We start from the raw sequence: 26862 nt of genomic DNA, 5'->3' as shown, positions 1-26862 counted from the left end.
TTTTCTGGACGCCTTCCCTTCAGCACCCTACGATCGTTCAGTCTTCCTTTTACGAATTGGGTGGACGAGCTAATGGGGGGCCATCTGTCGCAGCTGACTGAAACCGATCTTCTTTCGATCCTGACCGGTAATCCGGAAGCCCTCGACGTTCACCTCACACTGGTCGAACGCGACATCTCGATCGATGGCCACAAGGTAAAGGTTCACTGTCATTGCCTGACAGTTGACGGAAATGGTCGCGTCCAGCCCCAACGGCTTGCCGAGTTCATGCGCAATGCAGTTGTCGACTACGCCATCCCTCGCTCGAAGGTTGCAGATGCAAAGCTCCGCGACCAGAAATTTAACAGCACGGAGGCCATCGCCGAGCTTGTCGAGCGCGCCAAGCGGTCGTTCACCGACCTCGCAAAGACGGGCGAGGGCGGCGAGATGCTGCTATTCCTTCTGGCGGAGCGATTCCTTCAGCTGCCTCAGATTCTTTGTAAGATGGATCTGAAGACAGACAGCCGGATGCACTATCACGGCGCAGACGGGGTCTATGCAGGTGTGACATCTAGCGGAATACTCAAGCTCTATTGGGGCGAGTCGAAAGTCTACAAAAGCGCCGACTCAGCCATCCATGATTGCCTCGCCTCGCTAGCGCCCTTTCTTATCGAGCCGGAGCATGAAGGGGCCGGACGCGAACGTGACCTCATGCTGCTGAGCGATAAGGCTGATCTCACCGATCCGGTCTTAACCGACGCGCTCCGGCGCTACTTTGATCGCTCTTCGGTCTTGTCTACACGGGTTCAATACTGCGGCATCGCCTTGGTCGGCTTCGACGCGCCGTTTTATCCGGCGGATAATGTGCAGGCGGTCGCCGACGAAATTGTTGCGGCGTCGCTCGACGCGCTGACGGGCTGGCGGGCCAAGATAGGCGCCCGTCTTTTGGCTGAAAAGCTGAGCGACATGGAAATCCAGTTGTTCTGCATACCGCTCCCGTCCGCCGAGGGTTTCCGCTCAGCGTTCCTCAAATCAATGGGACTGAAAAGCGAATGAGTCTCGCAGAACTACAATCCTGGCTGCGCGACGAGGGAATACGTGATGACCTAGATGCCATCACCTGGATGACAGTTCGCACCGAACTCGACAATCTGTTGCCCGAGGCGAATGATGTAGTGATTGATTGGCCGCGCCTATTGCTGGCCGGAAGCATACTTGCGCGCTCGGCCGAGCGATTTGACCAAGAGACCGCGTTGCGGATTGCAACCGCCGCTCTTTCCTTGAGCAAGGATCAGGCAATCCGCGACGCCGGGGCGGTCCTGCTCGGGAAGTTATCAAACTTTCGCGCCGTCACGCTCGCCCGCCAACGGGACATGTTAGCAGAAGATCTTGAGGGGCGGTTGGGCGTCGCGCTTCGGCTGGAAGCACAGCGACGCGAGATGGAGCGCTCAATTCTTGTTGAGTCGAGCGGCGCGTGGCTTCAAGTCAACGAATTCCAGCAGCGCTTTTGGAATAACGCAAAGGGGCAGAACTGGCTCTCGGCGTCCGCGCCCACTGCATCTGGAAAAACCTTTCTTGTGCTCCAATGGCTAATTGACCAGATGGCCGTGGGCAGTGCGGATATTGCTATCTACCTCGCGCCAACACGAGCCTTAGTGTCCGAAATCGAATCGAACATCGCCAAGATTCTGGGAAAAAACGACTCGATCGAAGTCTCATCGCTTCCACTACGTGAGAAGTTTGATTCTGCGCGTGGCGGCGATCGGAGGCTGATCCTAGTCTTCACGCAGGAGCGGTTGCACCTTCTTGCGAACATCCTGGGAGATGACTTCAAAGTCGACCTCGTGATTGTCGACGAAGCCCACAAGATCGGAGACAATCAGCGCGGCGTCATTCTTCAAGACGCAATCGAGCGTGCGACACGCGCCAATCCCAAGCTGAAGATTGTCTTCATCAGCCCGGCAACACAAAACCCCGAAGAACTGTTAACCGACGCCCCTCCTGAAATCGAGACTGTGGCGGTGGACAGTGACGCGCCTACGGTGCTGCAAAACGTAATTGTTGCAGACCAGGTCCCCCGAAAACCAAAACTTTGGCAGTTGGCGGCCCGGCAAGGAGAAGCCCTTCTTCCGATTGGAACGCTCGAACTTCCCAGCAAGCCAGACGGGTTGCGCAAGCGTCTCGCATTCATTGCCGCTGCGATCGGCCAGCGTGGAGGCACCCTTGTCTATGCCAATGGGGCAGGGGAGTCCGAGGAAGTTGCCGATTTGATCAGCCAGCTGCTTCCTGCGATGGTCGATATCGACCCAGAACTCGCAGCTTTAGCGGATTTGGCGCGAAAAGGCGTGCATCCTAATTTTCGGCTCGCGCCACTCGTTGAACGTGGTGTCGCCTTTCACTTCGGCAATATGCCATCACTTATCCGACTGGAGATCGAACGTCTCTTTCGCGCGGGAAAGATCCGGTTCCTGGTCTGCACATCGACGCTGATCGAAGGCGTCAATCTATCATGCCGCACCATCGTCCTGCGCGGTCCGCGCAAGGGCATGGGGCATCCGATGGAGCCGCACGACTTCTGGAACCTCGCGGGCCGTGCCGGCCGATGGGGTGATGAGTTTCAGGGAAACATTATTTGTATCAATCCGCAGGACAAAGCTGCGTGGCCGACCGGCGTACCCCAACGCGCCAGATACCCAATCAAGCGCGAAACCGACGCTGTGCTGGAATTTGGGGACGAATTGGTCAACTATCTCGACCACCGCGATACGCTCGACCTAGCATCTCTTGGACCATCCGATCAGTTCGAGCAAGTCGGAGCCTATCTTCTGACGACTTACATGCGCCTCGGATCGATCTCCGGGGCAAGTTTTGCGAAGCGGCACGACGCAGCTTCGCTTGCGAGACTCGACCGCGTTTTGGGAGATCTGGCGTCCAAGATTGACATCGACGCTACGCTCGCGGCCCGCCACCCTGGCGTGAGCGCAATGGGGCTGCAAAGACTTCTGGAAGCCTTCCGCTCCTACTCCGGCGATGTGGAAAATCTGCTGCCGGCTGATGTCGCCAGCGTAGACAGCTTCGACCGCTTTGTTGCGATCATGGGCAGGATCCACACCCATCTTTTTCCCGCATTCGGCCCTGAAAATGTGAACCGTCGCTACGCAGTCATCGTTGTAAACTGGCTGCGGGGCCTTTCACTTGCCACAATGATACGTCGGAATATCGAATGGCATCAAAGCGTTGGAAGGAGCTATCGGCTACCTGCCCTTATTCGCGACACGATGGATCTCGTTGAACAGATCGCGCGCTTCAAGGCTCCCAAATTCTTCTCAGCTTATATGGATGTGCTTCATATGCACCTGCGCGAGATCGGCCGCGACGATCTGATCGAGCATGACCTCGATATCGGAACGCAGCTGGAATTCGGCGTCTCGTCGCGAACGCTGTTGTCGCTCATGGAACTTGGGCTTTCCCGCATGAGCGCGGTCGCACTTTACGAAAAGATCGCGAGGGATGATCTCAGCAAAAACGACTGTCTAGCTTGGGTCGCTGAACGCCGCGATCAGCTCGAAGCTATGGATATTCCGCTGATAATCGTTCGGGAACTGCGCGAGCGATTGCTACCCCTAGACGATAATGGGGCAGCAGTCGGAGAGCAGATCTAGGGGAGAAACTTGGATGCCTGCTAAGCCAATAGATCTCGGGCCGATGCACTTCGTGAAGCGAGGAGATGCTGTCGCCTATCTCAACGCCATGCTACACCGCTACGACTTGGGCGACAAGGTAAGCGCCAACGATGCAGTCGTTCTTCGCGCCGCACTCGACCGGCATCCAGATGCCGGTATGAAGATCGGCTGCGGCATAACACATTTTAGTGTTCGCACGGCAGATTTCGGGACGCGCTGTTTTTGGGTGAATCGCCCGGACGGTACGACGGAGAAATTCTCCCACACTGCCTGTGTCTACGGAACCTAGTTGAGCGAAAAGCGCAACCTTGTTGATGGAGCCAGCCAGCAAACGCCAAATTTGCTCTCCGCATTCTCGCCTCTGATAAAGACGAAAACTTACAGACCGATGACGGCCCACCTTATGTCAATCTGCGATGCCGGTTAGGCAACCGCTGAATGCCGGCTGCTGGCAGTTTCTGCCGTTCGACCTATCGCTATGGAGCGGCAGGATTGTCCCAACCATCGCCATCGGTCATTGTCCGTGCCGATCGGGATATCCGCAGCAAACGCACTAGAGGGGAGTGGGCTTTGCCCTGATTGAGCCATTTGGGCGTCGATGGTCGATGCACTGGGCTCACAATCAGGAGTGTGTCCCATGATCAAGTCGATCCCGCTGAACAAGCTCGTCCAGTCCCCTCGCAATGTCCGCCGGCACAGCGACCCCGCTGCAGATGCCGAACTCAAAGCCAGCATCGCAGCCCACGGTCTGCTGCAGAATCTCATCGTGAGGCCCGCCGCCAAGGGCAAGTTCGAGGTCGAAGCCGGCGAGCGCCGCCGCCGCGCGATGCTCGCGCTCGCGGACAAAAAGATCCTCGCCCGCGATCACGAAGTCACCTGCCTCGTGCTCGAAGACAGTGCTGAAGCCGCGGTCGAGACCAGCCTTGCGGAGAACTTCCACCGCCTGGCCATGAACCCTGCCGATGAAGCCCAGGCCTTTGCCGCGCTTGTGACAGGCGGTGCGACTGTTGAAGATGTTGCGCGCCGCTTTGGCCTGACCGTCCGCTTCGTCGAGGGCCGTCTGCGTCTCGCGACGCTCGCGCCCGTCGTGTTCGAGGCACTTGCCTCGGGCCAGATCACTCTCGACATCGCCAAAGCCTTTGGCGCAACCTCGGACCAGGAAGTCCAGGCCCGCGTCTTCGAGCAGGTTTCCTCGGCCTACTATGCGCCCAATCCCGACAGCATTCGGCGAATGGTCCTCTCTGGAACCGTACGGGGCAGCGATCCGCGCGCCCGGCTTATTGGCCGCGACGCCTACATTGCTGCCGGGGGGCGGATCGAGCGCGAACTGTTCGATGACGACGACAGTGAATCCTGGGTCGATGTCGCCTTGCTCGAGAGCCTCGCGGCGGCGAAGATGGAAGAACAGGCGAAGGCGCTCGCAGCTGAGCAGGGTCTCGCCTGGGTCAAGCCCACGCTCGATCCCTATGCCAGCCACGATCTGGTCGAAGGGCTGGTCAGGCTTCCTGCCGAACCGGCGCCGCTCACCGAGGCGGAACTGGCGAGGCTCGACAAACTCGATGCCTCCTACGACGAGCATGCGGCGATCCTGGAAGATGAGGACAGCGCCGAGGAAGCCGTGGCGGCGGCCGAAGCGGCTATCGAGGCCATCGAACGCGAGTGTCAGGACATCCGCGCACGCCCACCCGTGATCCCGGCCGAATTGAAGGCCGAGGCGGGCATGATCCTGGTGCTCTCTCGAGATGGCACGCCGGTTCTCCAGCCCGTATTCTACGGCGAGCGGCAGGCTGAACCTGCCGAAGCCGACAGCGGGATCGAAGTCATTCCGGCAGACGACGGCACGGACAAGCGCCGGACCACCTTGTCCAAGCGCCTGGTCGACGAGCTCGCCATGCAGCGCCGCGACGTCCTTGCGCTGCATGTCGCCTCTGACCCGGGGCTTGCGCTCGACGTCATGGTCTTCACGCTGGCTGATGCCGATACGCACGATTGGCGGACGCGGGCTGCGACCACACTGCGTGCGCCTCTTCCGGCCGGTCCGATCATTGGCTTCGAAGCCAAAGATGCTCCGGCCAGCAGCGCGCTCGCTGAGCTCAGGTCCAATCTCGACGAAAGCTGGCGTGCAGGCACCGATGCGACTTCCCGCTTCGACCTGTTTCGCGCGCTGTCCAATGACAGCCGCGCGGCATGGCTTGGCTATGTCGTAGCCCGGTCGCTCGAGGCGAGCCTCAACATGACGGGCGAGCGTCAGCTGCCGTTCCAGGACCACCTCGGCAGCCTGATCGGCATCGACATGGCGCAGTGGTGGCGCCCGACTGCGGCCAACTATTTCGACCGGGTGTCAAAGCAGGTGATCCTCGACTCGCTGACCGATGTCGGCGGCTTCGAGCTTTCCTCGCGCTTTGCCTCGGTCAAGAAGGGCGATCTCGCGATGAGTGCCGAGCGTGTCTTCGGCGGCACCTACATCACAGAAGTCGAAGTGCGCGAGAAGGCTCTGGCCTGGGTGCCTGAGGTCATGCGCTTCGCTTCCGCTGCGCCGGATGCTGGCGAGCCCGAGGTCGACACCACTGCAGCTGAAACCGGTGTCGATACCGAAGATCAGTCCCCCCGTGAGCTGGCCGCCTGACCTCCTCCTGACAGGCAAGGGCACTCGCACCTCGAGAAGCGGTCCTTCGGCTTACGCCGGAGGGCCGCTTCCTTTTTGGGAGAAGAGCAGAGGGGGCTCGGGACCCTGTGGCACTGACCGGCGAACCCGTCGCCGACTGTCCAGATGCCTTAATCAGGAGAACCATCATGGCCTATCGCAAGGGGCAGAGCGGCGGCCTGTCGCCCGCCACCCGCATCACTCAGGAAATCATCGCGCGTCTGGAAGCCGGCACGAAGCCGTGGATCAAGCCGTGGCGCGGCGTGCCCGTTTCTCGGCCCCTGCGGGCCTGCGGGATTCCGTACCGGGGCATGAATGTGTTCTGGCTGTGGATGGTCGCCGACATGTGCGGCTACGCCTCGCCGTTCTGGATGACATACAACCAGGCCAAATCGCTCGGTGCCCAGGTCCGCAAGGGTGAGAAATCGACCATTGCGATCTTCTACAAGAGCTACACCAAGGAGGTGGAAGCTCCCGATACCGGCGAAAAGACCGACGAAGCCCGCCGGGTGCTGAAGGCCTATCCGGTCTTCAATGCCGATCAGGTCGACGGTCTGCCCGAGCGCTTCCATCCGGCTGCAACATTGGAACTGGTCGAGCCCGAAGGGCGCGAGGGCGAACTCGACGCCTTTTTCGCTGCCATCCCCGTCAATCTACGCCAGCAGGGCTGCGAGGCTTACTACGAACCCACGGCTGATCGGGTCACAATGCCTCCGGCGACCCTGTTTGAAGGCTTCGACCACTACTATGCCACGCTCGCTCACGAGCTGTCGCACTGGACCGGCCATGCCAGCCGGCTGGGACGCGATCTCAAGAACCGTTTCGGTACGGCGGCCTATGCCGCCGAGGAACTCATCGCCTTATCTGGACAGTCTGCACCGTGCCTGACGCACCATTGAACGGTATGATTTGGCGCAACGCAGGGGGGCATCAGGCCGGATGAAGCGCTATCCATAAGCTGGCGTAATCCGGCCTGATGACCACCGTCCCGCAGGCGCGCAACGGGTGCGTTCTGGATTCGGGAGGGGGTCCGGGGGAGGGACTGGCAAGCTGTGGATATTTCAGGGGCCTTGATCGTTATCCAGGAACGCCGCGCAGCGGATGGCCTGGACGCCTACATTCCGGTGATCCTGCGCGAGGAGGCGATCTATGATCCGGACCTCGATCGCTTCTTCCTGGACCTGCCGCTGAACGGCGCGCGTTCGCGCCACTCGCTGCGCGCGCATGGCTACGATATTCTGGTCTGGGTTCGTTTCCTGGGCTCGGTCCGTGGCAAGACTGTCTGGCAAGCCGATGCCGATGATGTCGGTGCTTATTATCGCGCGCGCCGGCGCAGCGATGCGGAGTTCCGGATTTCCGCATCGACGTGGAACCGGGCGATTGCCTCGCTGGACAAGCTATACCGCTGGGCCGCAGTCGAAGGCTTGGTCGAACGCACCCCATTTACCCACCGGCAGGTGTGGCGAAGATCATACGGGGGCCGTCGCGCTGCCATTGCCGGTCGCAACGAAGCCTACGAGCGCGCTGCCCGCCGGTCCGATGTCCGCTTTGTCGATCTGGCCGACTACCAGGCCTTTCGGGACGTCGGACTGCGTGGCCTGACCGTCGAGGGAGCCGAGCGCCCCGGAGCACGCGACCGCAATGGTGCGCGCAACGCGCTTTTCGCGGACCTGCTGGTCACGACCGGATTGCGGCTCGAAGAAGCTTCCTTCCTGCTCGCCGCCGAGATTCCCGTTGGGGATGCGCGCGCAGAGCGCCAACGCCGGGTCGAGCTTCCAGCGGCGCTGACCAAGGGTGATCGCGGCCGTACCATCCTGCTGCCACGCCGACTGCTGTCGGCATTCGATGCCTACATGGCGGTTGAGCGCGCTTCGGCCGTCTCCAAGTTCACGGCGCGCAGAGGCTGGGATGCCATCGAACGCCCGATCTTCATACATCGCCCACCACTGCTGCCGACCGTGATGCATCTGGTTGGCGGCGGCACTATGGATATGGAAGTCGTCACCCCCGACGAGCGGGCAAGGTTTGTCATCTGCGCCGACGATGGCACGCCATGTGAAGCTGCCGTCCTGTGGCTTACCGAGGTCGGGCATCCTGTGCTCCCCAACTCATGGGAAGCGATCTTCGCCCGGGCGAGCCGCCGCTGCGCGGATGCGGGCATTCCCGTTCGCGTCAGCCCCCATCAACTCAGGCATTCCTTCGCTGTTCACATGCTGGCGATGCTGATCCAGCGCCGCCTCGCCGAAGCAGCCGCACCGGCAGGCGCCATGGAAGGCTATCGCCAGTTGCTCGGCGACCCGCTTCAGCAGGTGCAACGCCTGCTCGGCCATTCCAGTCTTTCCACCACGTCGATCTATCTCGATCATCTTGCTACCCGCGCCGATACCGTCGATGCGGCGGTCGAAGAGTTGCTTGCGCGCGTGCCGGGATACCTCCCGGCATGACCGGCTCACCCAGGAAGGGGCGCAAGGTCAGCTTTGAGCAAGACGGTGCAACGCAGGGTGCCGATCCCTGGGATCAGGTCAGTGCGCTGCGCTTCACTATCGATCCCCCATACGGCGGCGGGGTGCTGGTCGATTTCACCACCCTGCGCCCGCGTGGCCTCGCGCTCGCCTTTGCCCGCGGCCTGTTCTCGTTGGTTGCGCCGCGCGGGCCGATCATCGTGCGGACGACCGTCAAGGCCTATACCAACACACTGCCGCGCTTCTTCGCCTACCTCGCGACGACAACGGACCGGATCGATGGCCCTGCGGACCTGCGCGCCCGTCATATCGACGGCTTCGAGGCCTGGCTCGAAGCTGCGGGCAAGTCGCGGGTGCATCTTCCCACCGTGGTCGCCAAGATCGTTGCCGTCCTTCGCCGGATCGCTACCGATACGGCGGGTGCCATCCACCCCGAGCTTCGCGAGCGGCTGCGCTACGTCAGTTCGCACCCCCATGTGAGGCCGCGGCCGCGCGATGCTTACAGCCCGTTAGTCGCCCGCCAGCTCCGCGACGCGGCACGCGCCGACCTTGCCGCCATCGATGCGCGGTTGCGTGCTGGCCCCCGGTTCGACGAAGTTCCTGAGATCGAGGCTGCGACCCGAAGAGCCCATACGGCCATCGAAGCACGCGGGGTGCTGTACTATCGCGATGCCGAGTGGCAGGCGCTCCACCGGCGATTCCGGAGCCGCAACATGCCGGCTCCGGACATGAACATCAGCCTTCACGCAGCCCATCACCTCACGGCTGCCGATATCGTGCCGCTGCTCGTTCTGCTCTCGCTGGAGACCGGGCTTGAACTCGAGTGCTGCAAGACGCTCACCATCGATTGCCTGCGCAATGCCTCGGGCGGAACCGTGGACATCGCCTATATCAAGCTTCGCGCGCACGGCGCTGAACACAAGACTATCCGGGTGCGCGACGGCGGCTCGACCACGCCGGGCGGCCTGATCCGGCGCATCATTGCACACTCGGCCAAGGCGCGGGCGCATAATCCTTCCGATTGCCTGTGGGTCTATTATCAGCACGGCGAGATCGCCGACGGCATTCGCCATCCCCGCTCGACCATCGACGCCTGGACTGCTCGGCACGGTATCGTCGATGATGCAGGCACGCCGCTCTATCTGCGCCTCTCCCAGCTGCGCAAGACGCACAAGGCCCTTTGGTACCTCAAGACCGAAGGACACATGACCCGCTTTGCTGTCGGGCATACGGTCGAGATTGCCGCGCGGCATTACGCCGATGTCCCGTCGCTGCGGCCATTGCACGAGCAGACCGTCGTAGATGCTCTTGAGGAAGCTGTTGCAGGTCCGCGGCTACTGCCACCGCTTGAGGAAGCGCAGCTACGCGATTCCGTTACAGACCCCGATTTCCGCGGCACTGACGATACCATTGCGCTGCTCGACGGCGAGCAGGACGTCTGGCTCGCGAGCTGCGCCGGTTTCTATACCAGTCCGTTTAGCACCGCCGGATCGCCATGCCCGACACCGTTCTGGGGCTGCCTCGATTGCCGCAACGCCGTCATTACCGCGCGCAAGCTGCCCGCCATCCTCGCGTTCCTGGCCTTCATCGACGAGCAACGCACCGCGATGGGCCAGGCCGAGTGGGCCGCCAAGTTCGGCCATGCCCATGCACGCATCGCCCGTCAGATCCTGCCCGCTTTCGGCGATGACGTTGTGGCGCAGGCCCGCACGCAGATCGCAACTCATCCTCCCGCGCTCTACCTTCCGCCTGAGGCACGGGCATGACTGCCATCGCGTCACAGACCACAGCGACCGATGATCGTGATGCCTTGCCGGTGCTTATTTCCGGGGCCCTGCGCCCCGGCTTCGATCGTGCGGACCTCTCGTGCTACGGCGATCCGAGCTGGGACCTCTCGCCCGGCGTGTTTCGCGACAATGCAAGGCGCTGCCACGTCACCGTGCATTTCGGCGGCATCGAAGATCCCGCCATTGCCGATGCGCTGCGCCAGTTCCTCCATGCACGGCTCAACACCGACCTGCCAGGGCATCGCCGCAAGCTTGAGCCGGCGGCGGTGCGGGGCGAGGCGAACCGGGCCCTGCGCTTTTTCAACTTCGTGAAGGCGGAGCTTGGCCGTTTCGATCTTTCACCGGTCGATCAGCCACTCGTCGACCGCTTTGCGCGCTCGTTGCGCACCGCCGGGCTGCGTCCGGTGGCAGCTGCAGATTTGCTGCGCGTGATCTTCGACCTCCACGAACTGCGTCGGCACCTGCCGACTGCGCGCCTTTCCTTTGAGCCATGGCCGGAACGCAACACGTACTCTGTGGCAGGTGCCAGGCACATCGCCGGCGAGAACCGGACGCCGCGCATTCCCGAAGAGATCATCACGCCGCTTCTGGCCTGGTCGCTGCGCTACGTGACCCACTTTTCTGGCGATATCCTTGCCGCGCGCGGGGAGCTTGATCGCCTCGAAGCGAGGCGCAACCGGTTGCTCGCACAGGAGGCCGGACTCGATCCCATCATCCGGCGAGCGCGGCAGCGCCGGCGCCTCAACGCATACATAGCAACCTTGCGGCGACAAGGCCGCGGTATTCCCATCTGGACCAACTCCCACAATGGTACGACGCGGACCGATCAGCGGACCGGCGAGGTCACGCCGCCGATAAACTACCATCTGATGCACCTGCACGCCGGCATCGATGCACAGTCCGAGCCGGCCATGCATCTTGGACTGACCACCGGTGCGCCGGACCTGATTGCGGCTGCCATCGACGAGCTGGGCACGGAAGATGGCGGCATGGATACGCCGATATCGCTCGACCCGACGAGCAGCTTGCCATGGCGGCCTCGCTTCGATGCGAAGGCGCTCGCGCTGGAGGAAGCCATGCTTCAGGCTGCGGCCTATGTCGTTTGCGCCTACCTCTCGGGCATGCGCGACAGCGAGTTGCAGGCCATGCAGCGCGGTTGCCTGCAAGTGGTCAGGGCCGAAGACGGCGCCATCCTTCGCCACCGCATCCGGTCGATCGCCTACAAGGGCAAGCTCGGTCGCGGCGAGGAGGCCGAGTGGGTGACGATTGCACCGGTCGCCGAAGCGGTGGCCGTGCTCGAGCAGCTGTCCGCGCGGGCCGGACGCGCACGCGGGACCACGACGCTGTGGCCGGTCCTCGCGCTCAGGGTCAACACCAAGACCCATGTGTCCTCGGAGATTGTCCGGCAACTGAACCGCTTCCGCGACCATCTCAACGATCGGTTCGGTTCAGATATTGCCCCGGTCATTCCCCTAGGCCCTGCCGGGGTGCCATGGCGGATCACCACCCGGCAGTTTCGCCGCACCATCGCCTGGCATATCGCCAACCGCCCCTTCGGCACGATTGCCGGCATGATCCAGTACAAGCACGCCAGTGTCGCCGCGTTCGAAGGCTATGCCGGGAGCAGCCGGTCGGGTTTTCGCGGCGAAGTCGAGGCGCAGCGGGCACTCGGCCAGATCGACGATATCCTTGTCTATTTCGACGAGCGGCAAGGTGGCGCGCGCCTTGGCGGCCCTGCTGCATACCGCGTGGGAGCAGCGCTGGATGACGCCGCCGATCTGTCACCGCTTCCAGCCATGATTGCCGACCGGGCGCGTCTGCGCACGATGCTCGCAAGTCTCGCGCGGACCTTGCACGTCGGGCCGCTGGCTGACTGCTTCTTCGACCCCGCTACCGCGCTCTGCCTCAACCGGATCACCGAACCGGGCCCGCCCGCGCCGATGATCGCCATGTGTGAGCCGGTCCGCTGTCCCAACGCCTGCATCGCTGAGCGGCATCGTCCGGCTTGGCAGCGCGGGGCCGACGAGGCGCGCGCACTGCTTTGCGAGAAGCGTCTTCCTGAGCCGCAGCGCGTCACGCTGCAAGCAGAGGTGGCACGGATCGAAGCTGTCCTCGCCCAGATCGCGCCAGGTGCCGCCACACCGGCTTGCGGTGTGGCGGGAGAGGAGAGGGGCCGATTTTAGGGTGACGGATTGAAGGAGCGGGAAAGAGATTCCCTCCGGCCGTCGCGGAGATATCCCATGACCCGGACCCATCCGACAGCCGAGCGCGCCGACGTCTATTCCCGCATCACCACCCAGATCGTTGCCGCCATAGAAGCCGGTGCCGGCGACTGGCGTATGCCCTGGCATCACGACGGTGCGGCCACCACGCGGCCCCAGAACGTGACCTCGCGCAAGCGCTACCGGGGAGTAAATGTGCTGGCATTGTGGATCGCTGCTGAGGCCAGCGCATATTCCAGCGGGCTGTGGGGCACCTACCGTCAGTGGGCCTCGCTCGGGGCCCAGGTCTGCAAGGGTGAGCACGGCACCACCGTCGTGTTCTGGAAGCAGGCTGCATCGCGCGCCGAGGATGATCGTGATGACGCAGAGGCAGGTCCTGGCCGCATGTTCGCCCGCGCGTTCACGGTGTTCAACCTTGCCCAGGTCGAAGGATACGAGCCCGAGCCGGTGGCACAACTGCCCGAGAGCGAGCGCTTCGGACACGCTGATGCATTCGTCGAGGCACTGAAGATTCCGATTACGGAAGGCGCCTATGATGCCCACTACCGGATCGACCTTGATCGCATCTTTATGCCAGGCTTCGCCAGTTTTCGCGATGCATCGGCGCACATGGGCACCCTGCTGCACGAGGCGGCCCACGCCACAGGGGCCAAGCACCGGCTCGACCGCAACTTCGCGGAGCGGTTCAAGCGTGACAGTCTTGCGATCGAGGAGATTTGCGCCGAGCTGACCGCCTCGTTTGTCCTCGCTGACCTCGGCATCGCGCACCATCCGCGCCCCGACCATGCCGCTTACGTCGCCTCCTGGCTCCGGGCGCTCAAGGATGATCCGCGCGCAATCTTCACTGCCGCCAGCAAGGCTCAGGCCGCCGCTGACTGGATGCACGCTCAGCAGCCTCAGTCCGAGGAGATCGCAGCATGAAACCGGGTCGGGAAAATGCTGCTGGAATTCACATTGGGGCTGGACTGTCAGGATATGTGGCCGAGCTCTCCAGCGCCATGCTGGGCGCTGAGCTGGGACTGCCCGTGACCCATCTCGACAACCACGCGAGCTATATCGAGCACTGGCTCAAGCTCCTGAAAGACGACGACCGCGCCATTCTGACCGCTGCCGCCAAGGCCGAAGAAGCCTCGAGCCTGCTGCTGAAGCTCGGCGGAAGGGTCACAGTCGAACTATCTGGCGATGCGTCAGACGACGCTGCGCTTGCCGCCTGAGGGAGGATGCTATGGGCCGATCAGTCACCTATCCCAGCGGCGCAATCGTCGCTTTCACGGTGCTCGAGGTCGAACCCGAGGACGACTGGGAGTTCGAATACGAGTGGCTGCGGGAAGACCTGCGCGAGCGGGCCGGCCGAGCCTTCCCGTCGCTGATCCCGCATGACGGGTGGCGCGGCCGCGAGGATCGGATCCTCATGCGCAATGCCTACGCGGACTTCGGCGTATCGGTCTACGGCGGGCTGGTGGCCGTCTGGATCGTCGAGCGTGATGACAGCGCCTATTGGGACGCCGATTGGCGCACGGCCCGCTCACCGCGGGCACAGCGCTGGCTGTCCCAGATCGCATCCCGCTTCGATGCCGTGTTCGGCGACTATGACTGTCTCGGGCATATGTCGAACGGAGAGGGTGTCTACGCCAAGCGTGCGGCTTGAGCCGAGCCGGGGCGATGCATGGATGAAGCATAGGGCGTGCCCCTGCCTATGGATCTGTTCCGACCGCCCATGGTCTGGCGCCATGCGAGAGAGGCCCTGGGCCAGCCGCCAGTCTTGCGCAACCCGGCTTGGTCGGGCCCGTGTTGGCCTTCGCCCTTTGGGCTCAAGGCCTGCCCGCGCCAGCCCGCCAAGCCAGGTTTCCCCTGACGGGTGCGCAACCCTGCCTGAATGCTGGCCTTGACGGGCTCTCGCTGGCGCAGCCATGAACGGGTGCGTCGGCCTCACGTCAGTCAGGAGGAAATCCCATGCACACGTCATTCGCCGACCAACTCGCCGGGCTCGATCTTGCCGGCTTCTCGATTGGACCCGCTCCCGTATCGACAAGCGATTTCCCAGTCCGGGAGGCGGTCGTCCAAACCCTCGAAGCGGTCTGGTCCGATCTTTTCGCCATGGTGTCCGGGACCGCTCTAGAAGCCGATGCCGAGGATCTTGGCTGGGCCTTCGTCAACATTTTTCACCGCTCGGCGGAACGCAAATCGACTGCCATCGACCGGGCGACCGACGAGGTCCGCGCGCTGATTGCTACGGCCGATGGATCCGAGGTCCACACCCATGAACTCGAGACCCAGGTCGAGCGGGCGCAGTGCGCAGAAAGCGCGATGCTGGCGCTCGAAGAGATGCGCGAAGTTGCCGCCGCGCTCTACCTCAACGAGTTCGGTTCCTCCTGGAAGCCGGTCTCCAGCTCGCGCTTCAACCACAGTGCAATGCTGACGTCCGCGCTCGTCGAAGGTCGCGACTTCCTGCGCGCCCGCGCCGAGGCCAAACGCCGTGCGGCCGTGCCCGAAGGAACCCCGGTCGTGTTCGCCGGAGGGCGCACCCGTCATGCTACCGAAGACGATGCGCTGACCTTCGGCAACAATGTCTGGGCCACGCTCGACAAGGTCCGCGACCGCGTGCCGGATATGGTCTTGATCCATGGCGGCGACACCAAGGGTGTCGACCGTCTGGCTTCGAGCTGGGCTGAACGTCGAGGCATCCCGCAGGTGACATTCTCGCTGGATATGCGCCTGGGCGCCCGTGCCGGCTTCAAGCGCAACGAGCGGATGCTCTCCCTCGATCCGCGCTACGTCATCGCGTTCCCGGGTAATGGCGTACTCGAACGCCTGGTGATCGAGGCCAAGGCTCGGCGGATCACCGTTGTCGATCGCCGCGGGCCCCTCGGTACCAATCCGAAGAACACTTCGGCCAGGACCGACTAAGGCCCTGTCGGTTTTCGCGCCAGCGCCGGATCGGCGCTGGCGTCGTCCATCAGAGGAAAGGGGGGCGCCTGTCGACTGGAGCCAGCGATGGTCGTTGGCTCCTTTCTACAGGAGGCATTCCATGATCGATATCGAGGCCGTGATGGCCGACTTTGCCGTTCGTCAGGCCCAGCGGCAGACCCAGGTGGTCGAAGAAATTCAGCAACTCAAGACCGTCATTCTCCCGCGCTTGCAGGAAGCCGGAATCGCCCGCGTCGAGATCCGCTTTGACGGCTGCGGCGACAGCGGTGCTGTTGAGGAATGCGCGTGCCTCGATGCCTCTGGTGCCGCGATCACGTGCCCCGATGTCACCATTATGGAAGACGAAGCAGGCAACTCCGATGGTGACGGTTCCGCGGAGCTGCACTCACTCGAGCAAGCTCTCGAGCAGCTGACATATCTGGCGCTCGAACGTCACCATCCTGGCTGGGAGATCAACGACGGTGCCTGCGGCGAACTGGTGATCGATGTGGCTGAAGCGACCTTCGTGCTCGACTGCAGCCTGCGCTTCACCGCGACCGATGATCATTCGACCGAGCTCTAGGAGACTTGGCATGGCCCATTGCTATTACCACGCCCTCTCGTCGGTCCGGAAATGGGGCGGCACGGTCGATGACTATCTCCCGCTGCACCAGTGGTTCGACCAGTCCAAGGCAATCCTGGCAGACCCTCGGCACCGCGCGCTGCGGCACCATGCCGAGGGGATATTCATGCTGGAGGCGATCTTCGGCGAGACCCTCGTTAATGCCGATGGCCGGGTCGTTCCGGTGCGTCTGGTCGGCGAGCAGCACGTGCGCGAAGACTTGGGCTCAATCCCCTCTTTTGCGGACTGGGCGCGCTTGATCACGCCGCAGGCCTGGATGCTTCGAGGCAACCCTCTGGACGGCGCTGAAGGGGTGACGATCGATATGCCTGTCCCTGGCGGAGCCGGGGTGTCCGGGACCAGGCCAACTGCTGGCGGAGCGGTCCGTACCGTGATCTAGGAAGGGGCTCTCCGGTGGAGGGATGGCGGGGGAATGATCCGACCAAGACCGGAGGAACACGAGGCAGGGCAAACCTGTTCACGGCATCCAGCTCCACCCGGCTTCGATACAAACCTGTCCCTGAATCACCCCCCGTCGAGACGCGCAACCCGGATCAGGTCCGGCCGAGTTGCCGGGCTGTGCCCGGCTGCCCGCACCACCCGAACCAGTTCCGGGTTCCCCTCCGGTGCGCTTCGCCGCGGGGCGCTTCTGCTCGGGTTTGCAGCCGGGATGGACCCGGAATGCTCGATCAGGAGAAAGCCCATGACCAATCTCGTTATCCTCGTTGGCCGCATCGCTCGCGACCCCGAAACCCGCACCACCCAGGGTGGAACCAGCATCACCTCGATCTCGGTCGTCACCGACCGTCCCGCCCGCAAGGATGGCAAGACCTACAAGGACGAGAACGGCTACACCGCCAAGGACAGCGAATTCCACCGGATCACCTGCTTCAACGGCCTGGGCCAGAACGTCGCCAAGTACTGCACCAAGGGCCAGCTCGTGACGGTCGAAGGGCGCATCCACTACACCCAGTGGGAGGATCAGAGCGGCACCAAGCGCTACGGCTGCGAGATCATCGCCGACAAGGTCGACTTCCTCACCAAGGGCCGTTCGGGCAGCAACGAGGGAGCCCCCGACATCGACGAGGACTGAATGTCCTTACCCCACGACAAGGCCCCGGTGGCAGACGCCATCGGGGCCTTTTCTTTTGCTCTGGGGCTATGCGGCGGCGCGGGGCATCGAACCCCTTGCCGCCGCAGGTTGGGGCTACGCAGGTGCGATGCGCTTCAGCGTTTCTTCGATCCCGAGTGCCATTGATGCACGCACGATCTGGCGCAGTTGTGCCGGTTCGATCGTCTCGGCGCCGCACTCGATCAACACCTTGCCGAGTTCGGTCGCTGCCTCTTCGCGAAGGCGCGCCTCTTCGGTTTCGAGTTGAGCACGCTGTTCACGCAGCTTCTTCAGCGCATCGCGCGCAGTGGGTTTGGACCTGGCCATAGGGTTTCCTTCTTGCTGGCCGTTGGTCCCCTCCGCTGACGATACTGGCATTCCGGACGCGTGTAGGAAAACGGTTTGTGGGGCGATTGGTGCGCTTTCCCGCTGACGTTGGAGATGTCTCTCTCGCAGAAAGGCCAAGTCTGATGCAGGCTTTGGGGCTGCGTCAAGGACGACGGGGCCCCACCATTTTTACCGGGCAAGCCCGGCAAAAATCGTTGCCCCCATCGCCGCTTCGCGGCCGCTTGCGCGGTCCCTGACCCAGCCCGTCACCCACATCTTTCGCAACTCCTGATGCGACGCATCGAACATCAGGAGGATAGATCATGTACGCTTCGCCGAACATTGCCGATGCCGGTCTCAAGGCAGATCAGGCCGCCTTCGTTGCCGCACTGGATCAGGCCCATGCCCGGTCCTTTCACAGCTACTTCACGCAGTACATTCTGAGCGATGAAGATGCAGGCTACATCGCGGTCGATGAAGGGGACTACGGCGCGTTGCCCAAGGCCTTGCTGGACCGTGTCATTGATACGGTGCCGGGCCGGCTCAGTGATGAATTCTGACCCGTCGGTTTGGGAGGAAGTCCGTCAGGGCTTCCTCCTTTCTTTTTGCTCGCAGACCTTTGCAGACCACGTCAGACCAGGCGCAATTGTCGATGGCCGACATCAATCCTGGGCATCGGGCTTGTCCAGGTCAGCAAGTCGCTCTGGCATTTCCAGGACCTTCAAAGCTGCCGCCTCGATCGCCTCTGCCTGGGTAGGGAAAGCCTCGGCCGAACTGATTGACACCCCGTTTGAATAGGTGATCGTCGCTTGGAAACCATTGCCCTTGGGTGTCGCGCTCAGTGTGACCTGGGTCATGCTCAGGCTCCTCGTTGCCTGCTTTCAGCCAATCGGCATAGGCCCTGATCCGTTCTGTGACTACCGAGATCCGGGCGACGGCAGCCCACGAGCCATCTCAAGAAATCGGCATCGCAATCCGCATCGCCCGTTACAGGCTCAATGGCTGGTTCCTGACCTTGCAGCTGGGGACTGAGGAGCACACCCTACGCGACAAATCGCAAGCGGGAGGCGGTAAAAAAGATAGTAAAGACAGCGTTTTGAAGGATTTTCGCAAAAATGGCAGCTTCTCAATCAGAAATGAATAGTCGCCAATTCGCCAATCGGATTCGATTGAATGCAGCCAGAAATGGCGCATTCCTGCGCATCTCGCATGTTCTTGACATGTTCTCATTTCTGATTTAGAAAATAACCGCCTTTCGCAGTGCGTTCCGGGCTCCTGACCACAAGGAGTCCGTGCATGACACGGCCAAAATCTCTCCAGGTACATGTCACTGTCGAGCTCGCTGAGCGGGTTCGTACTGCAGCCAAGCGGCGCGATATAAGCGTCAGCGAATGGATCCGGTCGCTGCTTTCGCAGGCATGTGAAAATGACGATCTTGCATCGAAGCTCGAAACATCGGTCGACCGCATCAGCCGTCAATCAGTGTTCACGATGGTCGGCGTTGATGCCCTCCTCGCAGGGCATGCCGATCACAGTCTGCGTGAGCGAGCCCATCAGGCCTACGCGCGCAAATGCAAGGAACTAGGGCTCACCGCAAACGCCAGCGAGGGAGGTTCCGATGAAGCGTAACCTCGTCAACTTCACGCGCGGAAGTCAGCTGCTCGGACACTTCAGCTTCATGTTTGCAGCAGGCCTCAAGGGGCCGCTGATCATCGCCGCCATCGGCATTTCCTGGACTAGCTGGTGGACCATTTCGGCAGGGCTGAGCGATCACGAAACCTACCTCGTCTGGATGCGCATTTATGCTGCCATCTACGGCTTCATGGAGTTCGATCCGGCCAAACAGGTCGCACTCGAAACGGGGTTTGGAGGAACAGTCCAGATCCCCATCATCATGCTCGATGCCTATCCGCCGGTGAGCCGTGCATGGGATCATCTGCTCGACTTGCTGGGCGATGCTCTGGTGCGTTCGGCCTTGCTTCTCGTGCCGGCCTTCGTTTTGTTCTACTGGTTCGCAGCGCGCTTCGGCAGTCGCTCGAAAGAGCGCAAGCATGAGCGCGGGGCCATGCTCGTTACGCTACCGGAACTGGTCGATGAGCTGCGCGGGCACAACCAGCGCGAGCGCGCCCGAGAGCTTTCGAGCGCCATGGGTTGGAAATGGCATCTGTGTTCGCCCAAGGAACTGTCCGCGGCATTTCCATACCGGCCCTCGCATCTTGCGACGGTTGTCTATCCCTGGCGGCTCGAACAGAGCCACGCCATGCTCATCGGAACCACCGGCATGGGCAAGACAGTCGCCATGTCGGACATGATTGCCGAAGCGCGCGCAAAGGGACAGCGCTGCGTCGTGTTCGACCTCACCGGCGCTTTCATCGAACACTTCTACCAGGCCGACCGGGACATCATTCTGAACCCGCTCGACGCGCGCTGTCCCCAATGGAGCCTCTTCGACGAATGCCGCACCGAGGGCGAATTCTGGGCGGCAGCGGAAGCCCTCGTGCCCCATGACGGGGGCGGGGAGGCACAGTTCTGGGTTATCGCAGCGCGTGCGCTGTTCGTCGAGTTCTGCCTCAAGTTGGTGGCCGAAGGGCGGGGCACCAATGCTGCGCTTGCTCGCGAACTGATGACCGCCGATCTCTCGCGGGTCCACGCCATGATGCGAGGCACGATCGCCGATCCCCTGACCGCTCCCGAAGCCGCGCGTATGGCGGAATCGATCCGGGCAGTGTTCAACGTGAACGCCAAGGCGCTGAAGCTCCTGCCCACTTCCGGGCGCCGCTTTTCGGTCCGCGACTGGATCGAGGAGGGCGCCCATGACGAGCAAGGCACTAACGCCAAAAGAAGTGGCTCGATGGTCTTCATCTCGGCGCGCTACGTCGACATGAGCGTGTGCGCGCAGCTGCTCACGCTGTGGCTCGATACGGCGATGAACACGCTTATGACGATGCCCCGCACCAAGGACCTCAAATGCTGGTTCTTCATCGACGAGCTGGGCGCTCTTCACCGGCTACCCGCTCTCGAGAAAGGCCTGCAGACGGCGCGCAATTTCGGCGGCGCAATCGTCACCGGCATCCATGCCTACGCCAAGCTTAAGGAGGTCTACGGTGAGAACATGGCGATGACGCTCGCATCGCTTGCCCGGACGAAATTGATCCTCGGTACGGCAGACCGCGAGACAGCTACCTGGTGTTCCGACTTCATCGGCCATCGCCAGGTTCGCGACATGGAAGAAGGCTACACCTATGGTTATAACAATGCCCGCGACGCCGTCAGTCTGACGCCGCGCAAGCATATCGAGCCTTTGTTGCTGCCCGACCAACTGATGAACCTGCCGCGCCTCTCGGGCTTCATCAAATTCCCGGACGGCTTTCCTGCGGCGCCGGTCCGTTTGAAGCCGATAGACCGGGAAAGAATCGCGCATGTCTTCGTCGGTCGGGCCAAGGATCGAGAGCCAATCCGGAAAGCCGAAGGCGAAACTGGGGGCGGCCAGACGTCTGCTAATCCGCCAACAAACCAGAGCGAACATCCTTCGTCGAACGATGACGGGGCAGGCAAGCCTGTCGTCCCGAAGCAAGGTACTCTTCCGCTTGAGCCGGTAGTCGAGGCGGATGCCAAGCGATCACGCCAGCAGGCGGCGAAACAGGACGAAAAGGACATTCCCGACGACCTCAGGAAGCCGTCAGGTAAGTCCGGTCATCTGGGAAAATCGTCGCCCGAAGAGCGCACGGCAACGCCGCGTAACTCCCGTCCATTGCTGCCCACGAATGCGACGCTTCGCAAAGGCGATCATCCCGATGAGAAGAATCCATCGACAAGCGTGAAGGAGGGACGCCGAAGCGACTTGCCACGGGCCAATCCGCCCTCGAATAAGCCGCAAGCCGTCGATCGGACAGCCCAGCGCCAACGAGAGGCAGAAGCCCGCAAGCTCATGCTCGAAGACGGCGTTCCCGAGCAGGATCAGCCATCGCACGAGGGTCCCGATCTCGGCGATTTTGAACTGTGACGCACGAGGCAGACGCCGCCGGGCGGAGTGAGACCTGATGCTCTCTGTAGCCAATGTCCGTACCGCCGGCGGCGCTGCCAACTACTTTGCTGCCGACAATTACTATACCCGCGCTGATGCCGAGAGATCTGGTCAGTGGCTTGGCAAAGGCGCGGAGACGCTTGGACTGCGAGGCGTTATCGAAGCCTCGCAGTTCGAGGCCGTGCTCAAGGGCATGCTGCCCGATGGAAGCCGTGTCGGGAGCGATAACAGGACCCATCGCGCCGGCACCGACCTCACATTCTCGATGCCCAAGAGCTGGTCCATCCTTGCCCTCGTCGGGGGCGACAGGCGCATCCTCGATGCCTATGGCGCTGCCGTCCGCGAGACGCTGGCCTGGGCCGAGAAGAATCTCGCCGAAACCCGCATGGAGGTCCGAGGCAAGGAACGAGTGGTCGCGACGCGCAATCTCGTGATCGGGCTTTTCCAGCACGATACAAACCGCAATCAGGAGCCCAACGCGCACTTTCACGCCGTGGTTGCCAATGTCACCCAGGGACCCGATGGCAAATGGCGAGCGCTGAGGAATGACAAGATCTGGGAGCACAACACGCTGCTCAATGCCATGACCATGGCGCGCTTCCGCTTGGCCGTACAAAAGCTCGGCTACCAGGTTGGCGAATTCGGCAAGCATGGCAATTTCGAAGCGGTGGGCGTCCCAAAACCCGTGCGTGACGCCTTCAGTTCGCGCCGCGCCGAGATTCTCGAGGCATACTCGACCATGGAGGCAAAAGGTCCGGCCGCATTGGATGCAGCCACATTGATGACCCGCGCGGATAAGGGGCCAGTGGCTGACCGCCAGGCTCTCGTGAATCAATGGCGCGAGGCAGCGGCACACTTGGGCTTTGATCCGAGGCTGGTCATTGCACAGGCCAATGCAAGGGCCGCCACCGACATAGGCTCCGTCTCCGGAATTGGAAATTCGGTCCGATCGATCGGTAAGCGGGCGCGCCTTTTGGCTGCGACCTTCGCGGAGCGTTTGGGGCTACGTCAGGGCGACCCGCTTGTGCCTCGCGATATGGAGCGCCGGACGCCCGAACAGATCGCCGCCGTTCATGCGGTCGCATCGGCAATCCGGCATTTAGGCGAGCGCGAGGCGGCGTTCTCGCGGACTGAGATATATCGCTCAGCGCTAGGCTTTGCCTTGCCCACCACGCTCCCCGACATCGAACACCGCGTCGACCAGTTGCTGCGCCAGGGCCACCTGCAAAAAGGCAAGGGTGCAGATCGCAATCTTGTCACGACCCGCGATGCGATCGGGCTCGAACAGCGCATCATCGCCGCCGTCGAAACCGGACGTGGCCATGGGTCTGCCGTGGTCGAAGCTGATGTGGCCGGAGAGCGGCTACAGGCGCTCTCTCAGCTCAAATATGGCCTGACCTTGAACCCTGGCCAGGAAGGGGCAGGGCGCCTGCTTCTCGCCTCGCACAACCGGATTGTCGCCATTCAAGGCGTAGCTGGCGCCGGCAAGAGTACCGTTCTCAAACCTGTGGCGGACATCTTGCGCGAGGAAGGCAAGTCCGTGCTCGGGCTCGCAGTCCAGAACACGCTCGTGCAGATGCTTGAACGTGACACCGGCATTCCCTCGATGACGGTCGCGCGCTTCTTGCGCCAACATCAGGGCCTTCTGGAAGGAGCAGACCAGGCGAGGCTTGCCGAGGCTCGCGCGTCTCTGCGCGGCACCACGGTGCTGCTCGACGAAGCCTCGATGGTCGGCAATGCCGACAAGGAAAAGCTCGTGCGTCTAGCCAATCTGCTTCAGCTCGACCGCTTCGCCAGCATAGGGGACAGGAAGCAATTGGGCGCTGTCGATGCAGGCAAACCCTTCGACGTCATGCAGAAGGCAGGCGTCGAAACGGCCACCATGAACACCAATCTCCGGGCCCGCGATAAGGCGTTGCGCGACGCTCAATATGCAGCGCAGGGCGGAAATATCGACGAGGCCTTGCGACATCTTGGCCCGCATGTCGTCACGTCGGGAAATACAGCTTCCGTCGACGCCGCGGCGGCCTGGCTATCGCTTTCGCCTGCAGAGCGGGAGATGACCGCGATTTATGCTTCGGGTCGCAACTTGCGCGGACAGGTGAATGAAGCAGTCCAAATCGGGCTCAAGGCCAATGGCGAATTGGGACCGGGTTCCTTGGGTCTCACTGTGCTGTCGCGCGTCAATCTGACGCGTGAGGAAATGCGCTATGCGCGCAGCTATGCGGCCGGCATGGTGCTCGAAGTCGACCGCCGGCAAAGGGGGCAGGGCCTTCAGAGAGGGCGCTATGAGGTGATCGCGACCGATCCCTCCCGCGAACGCGTGATGCTACAGAACGAGCGGGGCAAGCGCTTTGAATTCCGGCCGGGCCAGATGCGACCGCAGGGTGAGCAGGATCCGCTGCGTCTGTTTGAGGTTCGCCCACTAGAAATCCACGATGGTGACCGCATTCGCTGGACGGCGACCGATCACAAGCGCGGACTGCTCAACGCCGATCAGGCGCGCATCGTGGCGGTTGATCCGAAGGGTGTCACGGTGAAAACGTCGCTTGGCGCCGAACACCTGCTGGGGCTGGGCGATCCCATGCTCGAGCGTCTTGATCTCGCCTACGCGCTCAATGCGCACATGGCGCAGGGTCTGACCTCCGACCGCGGGATCGCCGTCATGGATAGCCGCGAACGCAATCTTGCCAACCAGCAGACATTTCTCGTGACAATAACCCGCCTGCGCGATGGTCTGACCCTGTTTGTCGACAATGCCGGCAAGCTCGAAGCAGCTGTTGAGCGCAATCCGGGAATGAAGCGCTCAGCACTCGAAACGGTCAATCAGCTGCGCGCTGCGGCAGCAACGGGCCAGGCTAAGGGCAAGGCGTCTGATCGTTCGCAAGAATCGGCTCGCGAGCCGCCCGAACTCGATCGCTCGATCACCAAGCCCTTCGAAATCGGGATCTGACGCAGCATCTTTCCGCATGGGTTCATATGGCACCGGTTGACTGTTAGTTCTGTTTTTGTTCTCATGGCGACCATGTCCCGAATCGCCGATGAAATCCTGTTTACGCAAATCGAGGTCGCGCTTGCGGTTGCGTCCGAAGCAACGCTTGTCGGGCTCGGTGCTGACGACCCGCGAACCCAGCGCAATGCTCGTGTCGATCTAGCGCGCCACCTGGTCGAACGCATGCAGGGTTTGGAGTTCGAAGGAGAGGGGAATGCCGGCAGGAGCTCTCAGCCCACTCTCTTTCCGGGCGATCTCTCGCCGATGGGCTGACCAGCATTGAGATGTGGTTGAGGTAATACTGGCTTATTGCAGGCGCGTCGGGCGATCCTTCCCCATCAGCTCTGCCACGCGTTTGGCGATGGCTTTCCAAGTGGCGATGCCCGCCTCGTCCTGTGCCAGTGCGAGCGCGCCGATCTGCTCGGCGACATGAAGGGGTGCATTCTCACCATGGGTATTCAGGACTTGGTTGGCACAGGCCCAGAGTTCCCAATCGCTCAGCATCAGCCGAGACGTCCAACAAGGCCGAGGAAGAACGCGATCAAACCGTAGCCCACGACACTGCACGCCAGGAGAAGTTCAATATTGAATTTGGAGCGAGGAGGGCGTGGTTGTCCTGCTGGCCAGATCTGATCGCAGATGAACTCGTTGAACCCGGCGCGGCGTCCGCAGACTTCTACTTCGCATCCGAGCAACCGGCGTGCTCCACGCCCGGTGTCGAGCTCCCACACCCCGCCGCCCGAATGCAGTTCAAGTCCGAAGGGGCCTTCGGCAAGACGGCCTGTCAGACAGAGTTCCGGGCCTAGCGGCATGCAGGCCCTTTCCAATAGCGATCCCAACGCAGCACTGTGCGTGTCTGGATCATCGCGCAGGAGAGATCGGCTCCGTTCGGCAATCGGCACCAGGCAGCCGTCCGGTTGCCGCCTGCCGATCCTTCCGACCGGCACGTCAATCTCGGTCCACGAACCGCGACATGCCCTGTCGAGATGGTCCCGCGAGGGCCGCCAAGAAGATCGACCAGCGCGTCGCGCGCTTCGATCGCCGACGCGTCGGGGCAGGGCTGATTGGTTCGGCATGTCCCGTCCATTTCGCGTGCGGCGATTCCTGAAATGCGGACATGGGGGCCTTCGGCGCACCATATGGGCCCGTCGCCATCCCACACATGCGTGGGCGTGCAGGTAAAGGTCTGGCCGGCAGCGACGATCGAGGCAGCGAGAAAGGCAAGCATTGGCGAGCTATCTAGCGAAGCGCGCGGCCGAACCAAAGCACGCGGCCGACGATATTGATCGTCCGCTTCTCCAGGCCACGCCAGCTGGGATAGGCCGAATTGTCACTGAGCACGGAGACCCGCTTGCCTTGCGGTTCGATTGCCACCCGCTTGACGCTGAGCATATCATCCATGCGCAGCACATAGATCCCGTCGCGAAGCCGCGACTGTCCATCATTCAGGTCAACCATGACTTCATCGCCGTCATGCAACGTCGGCTCCATCGAATCCCCGTGCACGGCGATGATCGAAAGGCTCGTCGCTTTGCTTGCGGTCAGACGGCGCAGCCACTTCTCGTCGAACCCGAACTGGGCGCATTTGGATTCCATCTCTGCCAAAGCGCCGTGCCCTGCCGAGGCTTCGACATCGAGAACCGGGACATGGACCAGTTCGACGACCGGGCCGGATCGCCGTTCGGGCGCACCGAGGATCTTCTCGTTTACTCCGAAGAAGCGGGCCAGCACGGACCGGTCCTGCTCGTCCAACTGCCGGGGACTGCCGCGGCGGATGTATTGCTGGATGTAGGCCGCGTTGCGTCCGAGAAGGCGAGAAATCGAGGAGTAATTACAGCCTCGTTGCTGGATCAGATCGTCCAGGGCTTTGCGTGCATCTTCCATCGCTGCGGGTCCTATCGCATCCGTCTAGGAAATTCGATCCTAGACTCTAGGAAGCCTTCCTAATAAGAACATAACAAGAACACAAGCGGAAAGCGAGTCGAAGGCGATGGAGCTCCTGGACCAGATCGAGGGCTATTTGGCGCGTAGCGGTACGAAGGCCAGCATGTTTGGTAGGCAGGCCGTCGGGGACCCCCGTTTCGTGCAGGATCTGCGCGAAG

At 62.2% G+C, this 26862-nt stretch carries 27 protein-coding genes; 21 read left to right on the top strand and 6 right to left on the bottom strand.

The annotated features are described in order from the left end of the window. The first annotated feature begins 72 nt into the window (after positions 1-72). From SGRAN_RS14545 to SGRAN_RS14475, 15 genes are all read left to right on the top strand, one after another. Positions 73-1035, top strand: a complete 963-nt coding sequence (locus tag SGRAN_RS14545; protein WP_067184790.1) for a HamA C-terminal domain-containing protein — start codon at positions 73-75, stop codon at positions 1033-1035. Further along, entirely contained in the window at positions 1032-3641 is a 2610-nt protein-coding gene (locus tag SGRAN_RS14540) for a DEAD/DEAH box helicase (RefSeq protein ID WP_067184787.1), read from the top strand. Before SGRAN_RS14545 ends, SGRAN_RS14540 begins: the two co-directional genes overlap by 4 nt. A 43-nt stretch (positions 3642-3684) precedes the next feature. Continuing rightward, positions 3685-3951 (top strand): DCL family protein, encoded by a 267-nt coding sequence (locus SGRAN_RS14535; protein WP_210434149.1) that lies wholly within the window; start codon positions 3685-3687, stop codon positions 3949-3951. 348 nt (positions 3952-4299) lie between these two features. After that, the gene (locus SGRAN_RS14530) at positions 4300-6288 is read left to right on the top strand and encodes a ParB/RepB/Spo0J family partition protein (RefSeq protein ID WP_067184781.1); all 1989 of its coding nucleotides are present in this window, start codon (positions 4300-4302) and stop codon (positions 6286-6288) included. 167 nt (positions 6289-6455) lie between these two features. Then, entirely contained in the window at positions 6456-7205 is a 750-nt protein-coding gene (locus SGRAN_RS14525; protein ID WP_067184778.1) for an ArdC family protein, read from the top strand. 153 nt (positions 7206-7358) lie between these two features. Next, the gene (locus tag SGRAN_RS14520; protein ID WP_081796380.1) at positions 7359-8750 is read left to right on the top strand and encodes a tyrosine-type recombinase/integrase; all 1392 of its coding nucleotides are present in this window, start codon (positions 7359-7361) and stop codon (positions 8748-8750) included. Further along, on the top strand, positions 8747-10534 hold the full coding sequence (locus SGRAN_RS14515; RefSeq protein WP_067179944.1) for a hypothetical protein: 1788 nt from the start codon (positions 8747-8749) through the stop codon (positions 10532-10534). The genes SGRAN_RS14520 and SGRAN_RS14515 overlap by 4 nt, the downstream gene beginning before the upstream one ends. After that, entirely contained in the window at positions 10531-12738 is a 2208-nt protein-coding gene (locus SGRAN_RS14510) for a hypothetical protein (protein ID WP_037485793.1), read from the top strand. The genes SGRAN_RS14515 and SGRAN_RS14510 overlap by 4 nt, the downstream gene beginning before the upstream one ends. Before the next feature lie 57 nt (positions 12739-12795). After that, complete coding sequence (locus tag SGRAN_RS14505; RefSeq protein WP_037485796.1) at positions 12796-13698, top strand: ArdC family protein; 903 nt, start codon at positions 12796-12798, stop codon at positions 13696-13698. Further along, positions 13695-13991, top strand: coding sequence for a zincin-like metallopeptidase domain-containing protein (locus SGRAN_RS14500; RefSeq protein ID WP_082737278.1), 297 nt, complete (start codon positions 13695-13697; stop codon positions 13989-13991). The genes SGRAN_RS14505 and SGRAN_RS14500 overlap by 4 nt, the downstream gene beginning before the upstream one ends. Before the next feature lie 11 nt (positions 13992-14002). Continuing rightward, positions 14003-14425 carry a hypothetical protein gene (locus SGRAN_RS14495; protein ID WP_067184772.1) on the top strand — a complete coding sequence of 141 codons (423 nt, stop codon included), beginning with the start codon at positions 14003-14005 and terminating at the stop codon, positions 14423-14425. A gap of 305 nt (positions 14426-14730) precedes the next feature. Next, on the top strand, positions 14731-15684 hold the full coding sequence (locus tag SGRAN_RS14490) for a DUF2493 domain-containing protein (RefSeq protein ID WP_067184769.1): 954 nt from the start codon (positions 14731-14733) through the stop codon (positions 15682-15684). 121 nt (positions 15685-15805) lie between these two features. Beyond that, positions 15806-16267, top strand: a complete 462-nt coding sequence (locus tag SGRAN_RS14485; protein ID WP_067184766.1) for a DUF6878 family protein — start codon at positions 15806-15808, stop codon at positions 16265-16267. Between the two features lie 10 nt (positions 16268-16277). After that, complete coding sequence (locus SGRAN_RS14480) at positions 16278-16706, top strand: DUF6915 family protein (protein ID WP_067184763.1); 429 nt, start codon at positions 16278-16280, stop codon at positions 16704-16706. Between the two features lie 303 nt (positions 16707-17009). Beyond that, positions 17010-17399 carry a single-stranded DNA-binding protein gene (locus tag SGRAN_RS14475; RefSeq protein ID WP_007688363.1) on the top strand — a complete coding sequence of 130 codons (390 nt, stop codon included), beginning with the start codon at positions 17010-17012 and terminating at the stop codon, positions 17397-17399. 114 nt (positions 17400-17513) lie between these two features. Here SGRAN_RS14475 and SGRAN_RS23045 read toward each other — a convergent pair whose 3' ends face one another. Further along, entirely contained in the window at positions 17514-17744 is a 231-nt protein-coding gene (locus SGRAN_RS23045) for a DUF6437 family protein (RefSeq protein ID WP_237233521.1), read from the bottom strand. Between the two features lie 323 nt (positions 17745-18067). Here SGRAN_RS23045 and SGRAN_RS14465 point away from each other — a divergent pair, with 323 nt between their 5' ends. Beyond that, complete coding sequence (locus SGRAN_RS14465) at positions 18068-18304, top strand: hypothetical protein (protein WP_067184757.1); 237 nt, start codon at positions 18068-18070, stop codon at positions 18302-18304. Between the two features lie 102 nt (positions 18305-18406). On the opposite strand, the gene SGRAN_RS14460 is transcribed toward SGRAN_RS14465, so the two are convergent. Continuing rightward, entirely contained in the window at positions 18407-18601 is a 195-nt protein-coding gene (locus tag SGRAN_RS14460; RefSeq protein WP_020820072.1) for a hypothetical protein, read from the bottom strand. A 56-nt stretch (positions 18602-18657) separates the two neighbouring features. On the opposite strand from SGRAN_RS14460, the gene SGRAN_RS22300 reads away from it, so the two are divergent. The 5 genes from SGRAN_RS22300 to SGRAN_RS14445 all read left to right on the top strand — a co-directional run bounded on the left by SGRAN_RS22300 (position 18658) and on the right by SGRAN_RS14445 (position 25033). Then, positions 18658-18888: a hypothetical protein gene (locus SGRAN_RS22300; RefSeq protein WP_148650885.1), complete on the top strand. Its 231-nt coding sequence runs from the start codon at positions 18658-18660 to the stop codon at positions 18886-18888. A gap of 152 nt (positions 18889-19040) precedes the next feature. Next, positions 19041-19373: a ribbon-helix-helix protein, CopG family gene (locus SGRAN_RS21815; RefSeq protein ID WP_082737277.1), complete on the top strand. Its 333-nt coding sequence runs from the start codon at positions 19041-19043 to the stop codon at positions 19371-19373. Further along, on the top strand, positions 19363-21747 hold the full coding sequence (locus SGRAN_RS14455) for a type IV secretion system DNA-binding domain-containing protein (RefSeq protein WP_067184754.1): 2385 nt from the start codon (positions 19363-19365) through the stop codon (positions 21745-21747). Before SGRAN_RS21815 ends, SGRAN_RS14455 begins: the two co-directional genes overlap by 11 nt. 37 nt (positions 21748-21784) lie before the next feature. Beyond that, entirely contained in the window at positions 21785-24721 is a 2937-nt protein-coding gene (gene mobF / locus SGRAN_RS14450; protein WP_067184751.1) for a MobF family relaxase, read from the top strand. Positions 24722-24793: 72 nt separating this feature from the next. Then, positions 24794-25033, top strand: a complete 240-nt coding sequence (locus tag SGRAN_RS14445) for a hypothetical protein (protein ID WP_067187101.1) — start codon at positions 24794-24796, stop codon at positions 25031-25033. A gap of 33 nt (positions 25034-25066) precedes the next feature. On the opposite strand, the gene SGRAN_RS14440 is transcribed toward SGRAN_RS14445, so the two are convergent. Genes SGRAN_RS14440 through SGRAN_RS14435 form a run of 4 tightly spaced genes read right to left on the bottom strand, consistent with a single transcriptional unit; the run spans position 25067 to position 26644 of the window. Then, positions 25067-25264 carry a DUF6961 family protein gene (locus SGRAN_RS14440; protein WP_067184748.1) on the bottom strand — a complete coding sequence of 66 codons (198 nt, stop codon included), beginning with the start codon at positions 25262-25264 and terminating at the stop codon, positions 25067-25069. Next, complete coding sequence (locus SGRAN_RS23040) at positions 25264-25662, bottom strand: DUF5818 domain-containing protein (protein WP_237234028.1); 399 nt, start codon at positions 25660-25662, stop codon at positions 25264-25266. The genes SGRAN_RS14440 and SGRAN_RS23040 overlap by 1 nt, the downstream gene beginning before the upstream one ends. Further along, a complete protein-coding gene (locus SGRAN_RS23035) occupies positions 25563-25988 on the bottom strand; it encodes a thermonuclease family protein (protein ID WP_082737276.1) in 426 nt (141 codons plus the stop codon). The genes SGRAN_RS23040 and SGRAN_RS23035 overlap by 100 nt, the downstream gene beginning before the upstream one ends. An 11-nt stretch (positions 25989-25999) precedes the next feature. Next, a complete protein-coding gene (locus SGRAN_RS14435; protein ID WP_067184745.1) occupies positions 26000-26644 on the bottom strand; it encodes a S24 family peptidase in 645 nt (214 codons plus the stop codon). Positions 26645-26862: the final 218 nt, after the last annotated feature.

Origin of the sequence: Sphingopyxis granuli (assembly GCF_001559015.1) — a bacterium.
Classification (GTDB): domain Bacteria; phylum Pseudomonadota; class Alphaproteobacteria; order Sphingomonadales; family Sphingomonadaceae; genus Sphingopyxis; species Sphingopyxis granuli.
Note: the sequence above shows the minus strand (reverse complement) of the source record. Positions and strands in the feature narration are given on the sequence as shown.